The sequence below is a fragment of the Kitasatospora sp. NPDC048715 genome, assembly GCF_043198905.1.
GTDB lineage: Bacteria > Actinomycetota > Actinomycetes > Streptomycetales > Streptomycetaceae > Kitasatospora > Kitasatospora lactacystinica.
Window position 1 is genome coordinate 1 of sequence record NZ_JBICVH010000030.1, and the last position, 13,103, is coordinate 13,103.

General features: G+C 73.2%; 10 protein-coding genes. 7 read left to right on the forward strand and 3 right to left on the reverse strand.

Going from position 1 to position 13,103, the window contains the following annotated elements; all coding sequences use genetic code 11:
* The first annotated feature begins 498 nt into the window (after positions 1–498).
* Together ACGFSC_RS40420 and ptsP are read left to right on the forward strand one after the other, a co-directional pair.
* Positions 499–948: a PTS glucose transporter subunit IIA gene (locus tag ACGFSC_RS40420; RefSeq protein ID WP_359911157.1), complete on the forward strand. Its 450-nt coding sequence runs from the start codon at positions 499–501 to the stop codon at positions 946–948.
* 96 nt (positions 949–1,044) lie between these two features.
* Positions 1,045–2,715: a phosphoenolpyruvate--protein phosphotransferase gene (gene ptsP / locus ACGFSC_RS40425; protein ID WP_359911154.1), complete on the forward strand. Its 1,671-nt coding sequence runs from the start codon at positions 1,045–1,047 to the stop codon at positions 2,713–2,715.
* 85 nt (positions 2,716–2,800) lie between these two features.
* Here ptsP and ACGFSC_RS40430 read toward each other — a convergent pair whose 3' ends face one another.
* The 3 genes from ACGFSC_RS40430 to ACGFSC_RS40440 all read right to left on the reverse strand — a co-directional run bounded on the left by ACGFSC_RS40430 (position 2,801) and on the right by ACGFSC_RS40440 (position 6,528).
* Complete coding sequence (locus tag ACGFSC_RS40430) at positions 2,801–4,948, reverse strand: acetoacetate--CoA ligase (RefSeq protein ID WP_380636732.1); 2,148 nt, start codon at positions 4,946–4,948, stop codon at positions 2,801–2,803.
* Between the two features lie 68 nt (positions 4,949–5,016).
* Positions 5,017–5,571, reverse strand: coding sequence for an NUDIX domain-containing protein (locus tag ACGFSC_RS40435; RefSeq protein WP_359911148.1), 555 nt, complete (start codon positions 5,569–5,571; stop codon positions 5,017–5,019).
* 51 nt (positions 5,572–5,622) lie between these two features.
* Positions 5,623–6,528 (reverse strand): NUDIX domain-containing protein, encoded by a 906-nt coding sequence (locus tag ACGFSC_RS40440; protein ID WP_359911145.1) that lies wholly within the window; start codon positions 6,526–6,528, stop codon positions 5,623–5,625.
* 175 nt (positions 6,529–6,703) lie between these two features.
* Here ACGFSC_RS40440 and mmuM point away from each other — a divergent pair, with 175 nt between their 5' ends.
* From mmuM to ACGFSC_RS40465, 5 genes are all read left to right on the forward strand, one after another.
* Positions 6,704–7,648 (forward strand): homocysteine S-methyltransferase, encoded by a 945-nt coding sequence (gene mmuM, locus ACGFSC_RS40445; protein ID WP_359911143.1) that lies wholly within the window; start codon positions 6,704–6,706, stop codon positions 7,646–7,648.
* A 183-nt stretch (positions 7,649–7,831) separates the two neighbouring features.
* Complete coding sequence (locus ACGFSC_RS40450; protein ID WP_359911141.1) at positions 7,832–8,596, forward strand: IclR family transcriptional regulator; 765 nt, start codon at positions 7,832–7,834, stop codon at positions 8,594–8,596.
* Positions 8,597–8,920: 324 nt separating this feature from the next.
* On the forward strand, positions 8,921–9,640 hold the full coding sequence (locus ACGFSC_RS40455) for an MIP/aquaporin family protein (RefSeq protein WP_359911139.1): 720 nt from the start codon (positions 8,921–8,923) through the stop codon (positions 9,638–9,640).
* A 99-nt stretch (positions 9,641–9,739) separates the two neighbouring features.
* On the forward strand, positions 9,740–11,260 hold the full coding sequence (gene glpK / locus ACGFSC_RS40460; protein WP_359911136.1) for a glycerol kinase GlpK: 1,521 nt from the start codon (positions 9,740–9,742) through the stop codon (positions 11,258–11,260).
* Positions 11,261–11,436: 176 nt separating this feature from the next.
* Entirely contained in the window at positions 11,437–13,032 is a 1,596-nt protein-coding gene (locus tag ACGFSC_RS40465) for a glycerol-3-phosphate dehydrogenase/oxidase (protein WP_359911133.1), read from the forward strand.
* Positions 13,033–13,103 lie beyond the last annotated feature (71 nt).

Here is a 13,103-nt window from a genome sequence, read left to right on the forward strand (position 1 = left end):
ACTTTTGGCACGCTGTTGAGTTCTCAAGGAACGGACGCTTCCTTCGGACCGCCTTCCAGCGGACCCTCCGGGCTTCGTTCTTTCGTGTTTCCAGCCTACCAGACGTTTTCCGCTCCGTTTACCGGGGCTTTTCGCATCTGAAATCTGGTGTTAACCGCCAAGTTGTGGCGACTCGACCAACCATAGCGGGTCGGCAGCCGGAGCGCGAATCGGGGCGCACCGGGAGTCCCCCGGACGGCGGCATGATTTGTTGCTCTCGCGAGCATATACAGCAATGGTCCCGATTCGCCAAGATGCCTGTAGAGTGCGGCGCATCGGAGCCAAGAGGACTAGACCACTCGCGGGTCGGTGAGTCGCCGGCCGGCTGGACCGGCAGGGGCGGGGTCTTCACCCGGGAATGTCAGCAGATGTCCAAAGTTGACATGATTTAGGCTTCGGTTGATCGTCGTGCCGCTCCTCGCGGCCGCACGCTGTACTGCGCACTTGGGAGGCACAACCATGACCACTGTGACGTCGCCGCTGACCGGCAAGATCGTGGGGCTCGCGGGCGTGCCCGACCCGGTGTTCTCGGGTGCGATGGTCGGCCCGGGCACCGCGATCGACCCCGTTCGCGAGCAGACCACGGCGGTCGCTCCGGTGGACGGTGTCGTCGTCTCCATGCACCCGCACGCGTTCGTCGTCGTGGACGCCGAGGGCCACGGTGTGCTGACCCACCTCGGGATCGACACCGTTCAGCTGAACGGCGAGGGCTTCGAGCTCCTCGTCAACAAGGGCGACACGGTGACCCGGGGTCAGGCCGTCATCAAGTGGGACCCGGCCGCCGTCGAGGCCGCGGGCAAGTCGCCGATCTCGCCGATCGTGGCGCTGGAGGCCACCGTGGACTCGCTGGGCGACCTGCGGGAGGACGGCGACGCCAAGGCCGGCGAGCAGCTGTTCAACTGGAGCTGACCTCTTCCTTCCGACCCGCCCCGGACGAGATGACGGGGCGGCCCCCACACACAGCGGTTCCCGGCGGGGCCGCTCATCTCAGCGGAGACAGGTGACATGGAGAAGACGCTGCGCGGCGTGGGCGTGAGCCACGGGGTCGCGATCGGCCAGGTGCGGCACATGGGGACGGCGGTGCTGGAGCCCCCGGCCACCCAGATCCCGACCGAGGACGCCCCCCGTGAGCAGGCTCGCGCCCAGGCCGCCGTCGAGGCGGTCGCCGCCGACCTCATCGCGCGCGGCAACCTCGCGGGCGGCGAGGCCCAGGCCGTGCTGGAGGCCCAGGCGCTGATGGCGCAGGACCCGGAGCTGATGGCCGACGTGTCCCGCCGGATCGCCGTCGGCAGCAGTGCCGAGCGCGGCATCTACGACGCGTTCGCGGCCTACCGGGCGCTGCTCGCCTCCGCCGGGGAGTACCTGGCCGGGCGGGTCGCCGACCTGGACGACGTGCGCAACCGGATCGTGGCCCGGCTGCTCGGCGTGCCGATGCCGGGCGTGCCGGACAGCGACGAGCCGTACGTGCTGTTCGCGCGGGACCTGGCGCCGGCCGACACCGCGCTGCTGGACCCGACGCTGGTGCTCGGCTTCGTGACCGAGGAGGGCGGGCCGACCAGCCACAGCGCCATCCTGGCCCGGGCGATGGGCGTGCCGGCCGTCGTGGCGCTGCCGGGTGCGATCGAGGTCGCCGAGGGCACCGTCGTCGCGGTGGACGGCAGCTCCGGCGACGTACTGCTGGAGCCGTCCCAGGAGAAGCAGGACGAGCTGCGGGCGGCCGCCGCCGAGCGCAGGGCCGCGCTGGCCGCCTCCTCCGGCCCGGGGCAGACCTCGGACGGGCACCGGGTGCCGCTGCTGGCCAACGTGGGCGGACCGGCCGACGTGCCGGCCGCGCTGGAGAACGGCGCCGAGGGCGTCGGCCTGTTCCGCACCGAGTTCCTGTTCCTGGACGACTCGGCGAAGGCTCCCGGCGCGGAGAAGCAGGTCGAGGCGTACCGCAAGGTGCTGGAGGCCTTCCCCGAGGGCCGGGTCGTGGTCCGGGTGCTGGACGCCGGCGCCGACAAGCCGCTGGACTTCCTGACTCCGGCCGACGAGCCCAACCCGGCTCTGGGCGTGCGCGGTCTGCGCACCCTGCTCGAACACCCCGAGGTGCTGCGGACCCAGCTGGAGTCGCTGGCCAAGGCGGCCGAGGGCCTGCCGGTGCACCTTGAGGTGATGGCCCCGATGGTGGCCGACCGCAAGGACGCCAAGGACTTCGCGACCGCCTGCCGTGAAGCCGGGCTGGACGCCAAGTTCGGCGCGATGGTGGAGATCCCGTCGGCCGCGCTGCGCGCCAGGGCGATCCTCCAGGAGGTCGAGTTCCTGTCGCTGGGGACCAACGACCTCGCGCAGTACACCTTCGCGGCCGACCGCCAGGTCGGTGCGCTGGCCCGGCTCCAGGACCCGTGGCAGCCGGCCCTGCTGGACCTGGTCGCCGCGGCGGCCGACGCCGCGCGGGCGGCCGGCAAGAGCTGCGGCGTCTGCGGCGAGGCGGCCTCCGACCCGCTGCTGGCCGTGGTGCTGACCGGTCTGGGCGTCACCAGCCTGTCGATGGGCGCGGCCTCGATCCCCTACGTGCGGACCACGCTCGCCAAGTACACGCTGGCGCAGTGCCGCCGGGCGGCCGAGGCGGCCCGGGCCGCGGACAGCGCCGAGGAGGCGCGGGCCGCGGCGCAGCAGGTGCTCTCCGGCGAGTAGCCGGGAACGGCGGAAGCGGGAACAGCGAGAGGGGCGCCCCCACCATCCCGGGTGGGGGCGCCCCTCTCGTCCGTCCCGGGGCCGGTCAGGCCCGGCGGTCGAGGCGGAGCTGCTCGAAGAAGCGCAGGTGCTCGATGCGGTCGACGGAGCCGGGGTTGACGGCCTGCTCCAGCGGGGTGCCGGAGAGGATGCGCTTGACCGGGACCTCGATCCGCTTGCCAGTGAGGGTGTGCGGGAGGCCGTCGACGGCGATGACCTCGTCGGGCACGTGGCGCGGGGAGAGTTCGGTGCGCAGCGCGGTGCGGATGCGGCCGACCAGGTCGTCGTTCAGTTCCGCGCCGGGGGCGAGGACGACGAACAGCGGCATCCAGTAGCCGCCGTCGGGCTCCTCCAGGCCGATGACCAGCGACTCGGCGATCTCGGGGAGGCGCTCGACGACCTCGTAGATGTCCGAGGAGCCCATTCGGACGCCCTGGCGGTTGAGGGTGGAGTCGGAGCGGCCGTGGATGACGACGGTGCCCCGGGAGGTGACGGTGATCCAGTCGCCGTGGCGCCAGATGCCCGGGTACATGTCGAAGTAGCTGTCGTGGAAGCGGGTGCCCTTGTCGTCGTTCCAGAAGCCGGTGGGCATGGACGGGAGGGGCTTGGTGACGACGAGTTCGCCGACGGTGTCGATGTGCGGGTGGCCCTGGACGTCCCAGGACTCGACGGCGGCGCCGAGGCAGGGGGCCTGGATCTCGCCGAGGTGGACGGGCAGGGTCGGGACGCCGCCGACGAAGCAGGAGCAGACGTCGGTGCCGCCGCTGACCGAGGCGAGCCAGACGTCCTCACTGACCTCGTCGTAGATCCAGCGGAAGCCGTCGGGCGGGAGCGGGGAGCCGGTGGTGCCGATGCAGCGGACGGCGGAGAGGTCGAGTTCGCGGCCGGGGTGGAGTTCGGCCTTGCGGCTGGCGCCGATGTAGGCGGCGGAGGTGCCGAAGACGGTGGTGCCGGTGCGGGCGGCGACCGACCACAGGGCGCCGGCGTCGGGGTGGCCGGGGCTGCCGTCGTAGGTGACGATCGTGGATCCGACCAGGAGGCCGGCGACCAGGAAGTTCCACATCATCCAGCCGGTCGAGGTGAACCAGAAGAAGCGGTCCTGCGGGCCGAGGCCGAGGTGGAGGCCGACCTGCTTGAGGTGCTCGACCAGGATGCCGCCCTGGCTCTGGACGATCGGCTTGGGCAGGCCGGTGGTGCCGGAGGAGTAGAGCACCCAGAGCGGGTGGTCGAACGGGAGCTGGGCGAACTCCGCTTCGCCGTCGGCTCCCGGGGTCCGGCCGGAGACCAGGTCGGCCCAGTCGAGGGCGCCTTCGGGGGCCGGGCCGCCGAGCAGCGGGACGTGGACGACGGTGCGCAGCGAGGGCAGTTCGCGACGCAGCTCGGCGACGACGTCGGTGCGGTCGTGGGCCTTGCCTCCGTAGTGGTAGCCGTCGACGGCGATCAGGACGTCCGGTTCGAGCTGCTGGAAGCGGTCGAGCACGCTGCGGGCGCCGAAGTCGGGGGCGCAGGAGGTCCAGACGGCGCCGACGGCGTTGGTGGCGAGGAGCGCGACGACGGCCTGCGGGACGTTGGGCAGGTAGGCGGCGACCCGGTCGTGGGGGCCGATTCCCCGGGCGCGCAGGGCGGCGGCGAGGGAGAGGACCTGGCGGCGCAGTTCGGCCCAGGTGGTCGGGACCGGGTCACCGCTCGTCTCGTCGACGTGGAGGATGGCGGGCCGGTCGGCGTTGGCCGGGTCCTCGGAGTGGCGCAGGACGTGCTCGGCGTAGTTCAGGCGGGCGCCGGGGAACCACTGGGAGCCGGTGCGGGTCTCGTCGGCGAGGAAGGCGTCGGGCATCCGGGGGTCGGCGAGGACGGCGTCGGGGGCCTGGGTGAAGCGGACGTCGAACCACTGGGTGATCGCGGTCCAGAACCGGTCGAGGTCCTCGGTGGACCAGGCGTGCAGGTCGGCGTAGCGCTGGGCGGCCTGCTGGTCGTCGTCGGCCGGGGCGAGCGGGGCGGCCGGGGCGCCGTGGTTCTCGGCCGCCCAGGCCTGGAAGGCCACCAGGGGGGTGGCGGCGGCGCGAGCGGGGTTGGGGCGCCAGAGCGGCTGGTCCTGCGGTGGGGTGCTCACGGTGGTGGTCTCCCGGCCGGTGGTGGGGACGGGAGGGCTCGTGGCAGACCCGTCCGGTTGGGCTGTCGGTGCAGACCATGCCATGTGATCGGCCGCCGCGCCAGGGTCGGCCGGTGGGGGCCGGGGGCCCGCGTCGCAGGGCGGGCCCGGGGTCAGCGGGGGGTGAACTCGCCGCTGAACCAGCGGCGCAGGACACCCTTGTGGAAGTCCCAGACGAGCGCGGTGTCGGCGGTGGCGAGCAGCCAGCCGTCGGTCTCGTCGGTGGGGCGCGAGGGCGGGAGCTCGGCGAGCGGGCGGGCCGGGAGCAGGCCGCAGAGCACGACGAAGCGGCCGGCGGGGTCGGAGGCGGTGTGGATCAGGGTGACGTCGGCCGGGTCGGCGGTGATGCCGGTCTCCTCGTGCAGTTCGCGCACGCAGGCCTGCTGCCAGCTCTCACCGTAGTCCATGTAGCCGCCGGGGAAGGCGAGTTCGCCGTAGCCGGGCTCGATGGTGCGGCGGATGACGACCAGGGCCGGGTCGGCGTCGGGGCGGGTGACGGGGAGGACGGTGACCGCGACGGGCAGCGGGTTGCGGTAGCTGATCTCGGCGCAGCCGGGGCAGGTGCGGGGCCAGAGGCGGGTGCCGGGCGGGTAGGGCGTGCCGCAGAAGTGGCAGTGCGAGAACGGCCGGTGGGCTTCGGCGGTGGTCGTCGCTTCGTCAGTGGTCATGGCCGGATGGTAGCCCGGTCGGTCGACGGCGTTGCCGTGGGCCGCCGGACCTCAGGGGGCGCCCGCGGCGCCGGCCGGGTCGTCGCGGGTGGGGCGGAGCAGCGCGGGGTGCAGCAGGCGGGCGTCGCCGGCGTGGTAGGTGCGGGCGCGGGGGCCGCCGCGGGCGCCGCCGCGCTCGGTGGTGGCGCCGGTGCTCTCGACGAAGCCGGGCACCGACAGCACCTTGCGGTGGAAGTTGCCGGGGTGGAGCTTCTCGTCCCAGACCGCCTCGTAGACGGCGCGGAGGTCGGGGATGGTGAAGTCGTACGGCAGGAAGGCGGTGGCCAGCGGGCTGTACTCCAGCTTGGCGCGCACCCGGTCGAGGCCGTCGGAGAGGATGCGGGCGTGGTCGAAGGCCAGCGTGACCGGGCCGGGGCCGGGGCGCCCGTCGACACCACCCCCGTGGGTGTCGGCGGGCGCACCGGCGGCTCGGGACCGGCCGCAGGGCCGGAGGTCCAGGTCGGAGACGGGGTGCCAGGCGGCGGCCGCGGCGTCCGTCCCGGCCCGGGGGTCGGGCAGGTCCGGGGCGAAGGCGAGGTAGGCGACGGAGACGACGTGCATCCGCGGATCCCGCTCGGGGGCGCCGTAGGTGCCGAGTTGTTCCAGGTGGAGGCGGCAGGGCGTGGCCCCGGCGGCGGAGGCGCTCAGCAGGCCCGTCTCCTCGGCGAGCTCGCGGGCGGCGGCCTCGTCCAGGTCCTCCTCGCCGGCCCGCAGGAAGCCGCCGGGCAGCGCCCAGCAGCCCTGGTGGGGCGGGGCGCCGCGCTCGACGAGCAGGACGTGCAGGCCGCCGCGGCGCAACGTCAGGGCGACCACGTCCACGGTGACGGCGATCGGGGCGTAGGCGCGCGGGTCGTACGCGGCGAGCCACTGCTGCTCGGCTCCGGGCCCGGTGGGGGGCGGTTGGTCGTCCGCTGCCATCGCCGGGCTCCTCTCCGTCGTCGCCGGTGCCACCGGGCCTGTTCTGTCGGTGCTGTTCTTCTCGGGCTGAGCACAACGTAGCGAGTGCGTTCCCCGGCGGCAAATGGTTTTCCTGCCCGGCCCGGGGGCGCCCACCCCTAGGCTGTGACCAGGAACTCTTCCAGAGGAGACCGAGATGCCCACTGCTCCCCCGCCGGACTTCGCCGCCGCGCTGGCCGCCGGTCCGCTGGTGCTCGACGGCGGGATGTCGAACCAGTTGGCGGCGGCCGGGCACGACCTCTCGGACGAGCTCTGGTCGGCGCGGCTGCTGGCGGACGACCCGCAGGCGGTGGTGGCGGCGCACCGGGCGTACTTCGCGGCGGGCGCGGACGTCGCGATAACCGCGAGCTACCAGGCGAGCTTCGAGGGCTTCGCGCGCCGCGGGGTCGACCGGGCGCAGGCCGCGCGGCTGCTGGCGCGGAGCGTGGAGCTGGCCCGGGAGGCGGCGCGGCCGGAGCCGGGCGGGCGGCGGCGCTGGGTGGCGGCCTCGGTGGGCCCGTACGGGGCGGTGCTGGCGGACGGCTCGGAGTACCGGGGCCGGTACGGGCTGAGCGTCGCGGAGCTGGCGGACTTCCACCGGCCGCGGCTGGAGGTGCTGGCGGCGACCCGGCCGGACGTGCTGGCGCTGGAGACGGTGCCGGACGCGGACGAGGCGCGGGCGCTGCTGGGGCTGGTGCGCGGACTGGGGGTGCCGGCCTGGCTGTCGTACAGCGTCGAGGGCGACCGGACCAGGGCCGGGCAGCCGCTGGCGGAGGCCTTCGCGCTGGCCGCGGAGGTGGACGAGGTGGTCGCGGTGGGCGTCAACTGCTGCACGCCGCAGGACGCGGACCGGGCGGTGGCGGTGGCCGCCGAGGTGACCGGGAAGCCGGTGGTGGTCTACCCGAACAGCGGGGAGAGCTGGGACGCCGCCCGCCGGGGCTGGTGCGGCGAGCCGACCTTCCGCTCGGCCCGGGTGGGCGGCTGGCTCGCGGACGGCGCGCGGCTGGTGGGCGGCTGCTGCCGGGTCGGGACGGACGGGATCGCGGCGCTGGCGGCGGAGGTGACGGTGCTGCGGGCGCAGCGGGCGGGGGCGGTGGGGTGACGGCGCGGGAGCGGTGAGGACCCGGCGCGGGGCCGTCCGCGCACCCGGCGGACCGCGCCGCGGGCGGGAGGGCCGGGGCGGGTTACCCGGGGGGAAGGTGCACGGAGTCCGGGCGGCCTGGCAGACTCGTCCCGTCATCACTGTGGTCGACATTGTCGACCGCCTTTCAGCGCGGAGGTACCCATGCCCGGCCCGATCCAGTCGCTTTCCCGGGCCGCCGCGATCATGCGCCTGCTGGCCGGCGGTGAACGCCGGCTGGGCCTGTCCGAGGTGTCGACGGCGCTGGACCTGGCCAAGGGGACCGCGCACGGCATCCTGCGCACGCTGCAGCAGGAGGGGTTCGTCGAGCAGGACCCGGAGACCGGCAAGTACCAGCTGGGCGCCGAGCTGCTGCGGCTGGGGCAGAGCTACCTGGACGTGCACGAGCTGCGGGCGCGGGCGCTGGTGTGGGCGGACGACCTGGCCCGGGCGTCCGGGGAGACGGTCTACCTGGGGGTGCTGCACCAGCAGGGCGTGCTGATCGTGCACCACGTGTTCCGGCCGGACGACACCCGGCAAGTGCTGGAGGTGGGCTCGATGCAGCCGCTGCACAGCACCGCGCTGGGCAAGGTGCTGGTGGCCTACGACCCGGTGGCGCGCGGGGAGCTGGGCGACGGGCCGTACGAGTCGTACACCGTGCGGACGCTGACCGGGGCGGCCGACGTGGACGCCGAGTGCGCGCTGATCCGGGAGCGCGGCTGGGCGGACTCGATCGAGGAGACCTGGGAGGGCGTGGCCTCGATCGGCGCGCTGATCCAGGACCGGCGGCGCAACCCGGTGGGCGCGGTGTGCATCAGCGGGGCGGTCGAGCGGGTCTGCGAGGACGGCTTCGTGAAGCCCTCGCTGGTGGCCTCGGTGCGCAGCGCGGCGCGGGCGATCTCCCGCGACCTGGGCGCCGGGCGGTTCTGAGCACATCCACGGACGGCCCGCCGAGGGCCGTCGATTCGTCACGCTGAGGCGCGGACGGGCGGGAGCCCTGTCCGCGCCTCTGGCGTTTTGTCCCGTTTCGGGGCGCTCCGCTCGGTAACGTCGACGGACCTGCCGAGGCGAGGGTCACAGCTGCGTAACCCTGCCTTGACGTGGGGGCGACCTGGGGAGGAAGCTTCCGCATGACGGTCGACATTGTCGAACGATGGCCGGAGAGATCGCTCCCACAGCGCGCTCATCCGCACAGCGATCGACCGGCCGCCTGCCCCCACCTACCCTCCGGGCCATATGGACAAGGGAGTCTTTGTGTCCGCGTTCTCCAACGGCGACGTCTTCGTCGGCGAAACCCTCGGCACCGCCGCCCTGATACTTCTCGGCGGTGGCGTCTGCGCCGCCGTGACCCTCAAGAAGTCGAAGGCCCTCAACGCCGGCTGGCTGGCGATCACCTTCGGCTGGGGATTCGCGGTCCTCATCGCCGCCTACATGTCGGCTCCGAAGTCCGGCGCCCACCTGAACCCCGCCGTCACCATCGCGCTCGCGGTGAAGAGCGGCGAGTGGAGCCAGGTGCCGCTCTACCTCGGCTCCCAGCTGCTCGGCGCGATCATCGGCGCCGTCCTGGTCTGGGTCACCTACCTGGGCCAGTTCAACGCGAACGAGGAGCCCACCCTCGGCATCTTCTCGACCGGCCCCGAGATCCGGAACCCGATCCAGAACGTGCTCACCGAGGTCATCGGCACCTTCGTGCTCTGCTTCGCGATCCTCACCATCGGCACCAACTCCGGCCTCTCCCAGTCCGGCACCGGCACCCTGATGGTCGCCTTCACCGTCGTCGGCATCGGCCTCTCGCTGGGCGGCCCGACCGGCTACGCGATCAACCCGGCCCGTGACCTCGGCCCGCGCATCGCGCACGCCCTGCTGCCGATCCCGAAGAAGGGCGGCTCCGACTGGTCGTACGCCTGGATCCCGGTCGTCGGCCCGATCCTGGGCGGCCTCGCGGCCGGTGGCGTCTACAACGCCATCTTCTAAAGGACGGGTTCGCCCCCGCCGTACACGGGGACTGACCGAACAACGCGCGTCAGGCCCACCCACCCCGTATCCCCCGAACCCGAGCCGAGGACCCTCCCCATGACCTCCACCGGTAACTACATCGCCGCGATCGACCAGGGCACCACCTCCAGCCGCTGCATCATCTTCGGCGCCGACGGCCGGATCGTCTCCGTCGACCAGCAGGAGCACCGGCAGATCTTCCCCCAGCCCGGCTACGTCGAGCACGACGCCGCCGAGATCTGGACCCGGGTGCAGTCGGTCGTCCGCGGTGCGCTGGAGAAGGCCGGCCTGACCAAGGACGACATCCGCGCGATCGGCATCACCAACCAGCGCGAGACCACCGTCCTGTGGGACAAGAACACCGGCGAGCCGGTGCACAACGCGCTGGTGTGGCAGGACACCCGCACCGAGGCGCTCTGCCGCGAGCTCGGCCGCAACGTCGGCCAGGACCGCTTCCGCCGCGAGACCGGCCTCCCGCTGGCCAGCTACTTCGCCGGCCCGAAGATCCGCTGGCTGCTGGACAACGTCGAGGGCCTGCGCGAGCGCGCCGAGGCCGGCGACATCCTGTTCGGCACCATGGACACCTGGGTCATCTGGAACCTCACCGGCGGTGTCAACGGCGGCAAGCACGTCACCGACGTCACCAACGCCAGCCGCACCATGCTGATGAACCTGAACACGCTGGCGTGGGACGAGAAGATCGCCGACTCGATGGGCGTGCCGATGGCCGTCCTGCCGGAGATCCGCTCCTCCGCCGAGGTCTACGGCGAGGCCGTCGGCGACCTGGCCGGCGTCCCGGTCGCCTCCGCGCTCGGCGACCAGCAGGCCGCGCTGTTCGGCCAGACCTGCTTCGACGAGGGCGAGGCCAAGTCCACCTACGGCACCGGCACCTTCCTGCTGCTGAACACCGGCGAGAAGATCGTCAACTCGTACCACGGCCTGCTGACCACCGTCGGCTACCGGATCGGCGACCAGGCCCCGGTGTACGCCCTGGAAGGCTCGATCGCCGTCACCGGCTCGCTCGTCCAGTGGCTGCGCGACCAGCTCGGCATCATCTCCACCGCCGCCGAGATCGAGACCCTCGCCAACACCGTCGAGGACAACGGCGGCGCCTACTTCGTCCCGGCCTTCTCCGGCCTGTTCGCCCCGTACTGGCGCTCCGACGCCCGCGGTGTGATCGCCGGTCTGACCCGGTACGTCACCAAGGGCCACCTGGCCCGGGCCGTCCTGGAGGCCACCGCCTGGCAGACCCGCGAGGTCGTCGACGCCATGCAGAAGGACTCCGGGGTCGAGCTCACCGCCCTCAAGGTCGACGGCGGCATGACCAGCAACAACCTGCTCATGCAGAACATCGCCGACGTCCTGGACGCCCCGGTCGAGCGCCCGTACGTGGCCGAGACCACCGCCCTCGGCGCCGCCTACGCGGCCGGACTCGCCGTCGGCTTCTGGAACGACCTCGACACCCTGCGGGCCAACTGGCACCGCGCCGCCGAGTGGACCCCGCGCATGGACGAGGCCACCCGGGAGCGTGAGTACAAGAAGTGGCTCAAGGCCGTGGAGCGCACCATGGGCTGGGTGGAGGAGGAAGAGAACAACTGACCGACAAGCCGGTCGGGGCCCCGCGCCCCGACCGGCCGCCCGCTGTTCCGGCAACGGGTGTCACCGGGTTCAACCGGCCCGCCGCACCGGGCCGACCGGCCTCTCCCGCAGAGGCCGCACCGCACACGAGAGGAGTAACGGCGCCGCCCGACCCGCGCGCGCCGTACACAACCACCATGGCAACCATTCCGACCCTGGGCGCCGAGCGCACCGCCGGCCACACCGCCTCCCGCGCCGAGACCCGCGAGCTGCTCGGCAAGGCCACCTACGACCTGCTGGTGATCGGGGGCGGCATCCTCGGCACGGCCGTCGCCTGGACCGCGTCCCAGGCCGGCCTCAAGGTCGCCATGGTCGACGCCGGCGACTTCGCCGGCGCCACCTCCAGCGCCTCCTCCAAGCTCGTCCACGGCGGTCTGCGCTACCTGCAGACCGGCGCGGTCAAGCTGGTCGCGGAGAACCACAAGGAGCGCCGCGCGCTCTCCACCGACGTGGCCCCGCACCTGGTCAACCCGCTGACCTTCTTCGTGCCGGTCTACAAGGGCGGCCCGCACGGCGCCGCCAAGCTCGGCGCCGGCGTCTTCCTGTACTCCGCGCTGTCCGCCTTCCGCGACGGCATGGGCCGGGTCTCCACCGCCGCCCACGCCGCCCAGCAGGTGCCCGCGCTGCGCACCGAGGGCCTGCGCTCGGTGGCCGTCTACGGCGACCACCAGATGAACGACTCGCGCGTCGCCGTGATGACCGTGCGCGCCGCCGTCGACGCCGGCGCCGTGGTGCTCAACCACGCCGAGGTCACCGGCCTGCGCTTCACCGGCGGCCGGGTCACCGGCGCCGACCTGCGCGACCGCCTGGACGGCAGCGAGTTCGGCATCGACGCCCGCCTGGTGCTGAACGCCACCGGCCCGTGGGTGGACCACCTGCGCAAGATGGAGGACGCCGGCGCCGCGCCGTCGATCCGCCTCTCCAAGGGCGCCCACGTGGTCGTCAAGCGCCGCTCGCCGTGGCGCGCCGCGCTGACCATCCCGATCGACAAGTACCGCGTCTCCTTCGCCATCCCGTGGGAGGACCACGTCCTCCTCGGCACCACCGACGAGGAGTACACCGGCGACCCGAAGGACGTCCGGGCCACCGAGGCGGACATCGACCAGATCATGGGCGAGGCCGCGCACGCGATCCGCGACGAGCACCTCGACCGCGACCTGATCACCTACTCCTTCGCCGGCCTGCGGGTGCTGCCGGGCGGCCCGGGCGACACCGCCGCCGCCAAGCGCGAGACCGTCGTCACCGAGGGCCGCGGCGGCATGCTGTCGGTCTCCGGCGGCAAGTGGACCACCTACCGGCACATCGGCCGCGCCGTCCTGGAGAAGCTGGCCCACGTGCCCGGCACCAGCCTCGGCGAGGACATGTCCCCGATCGCCCCGACCGTCCCGCTGCCGGGCGTCGGCGCGCCGAACGCGGTGGCGCACCGCCTGCTGATCGACCGTGAGCCGGGCTCGCGGATGGAGCCGCTGGTGGCCAAGCACCTGGCCAGCCACTACGGCACGCTGTCCTTCGACATCGCCCGCATGATCGACGAGAACCCGGAGCTCGGCCGGCCGATCCACGAGGACGGTCCGGACGTCTGGGCGCAGGTCGCGTACGCGGCGGACAACGAGTGGGCGTACACCTCGGACGACGTGCTGCGCCGCCGCACCACGATGACGGTGCGCGGGCTGGACACGCCGGAGATCAAGGCCGAGGTCGAGGCCTTCCTCGCGAAGCGCGGGAACAAGTAGGCACCGAACAGGGCAGTCACGGCCTCGCGGAGCGCGCGAAGCAGGTCGAGGCCTTCACGGCGGGCGGGCGT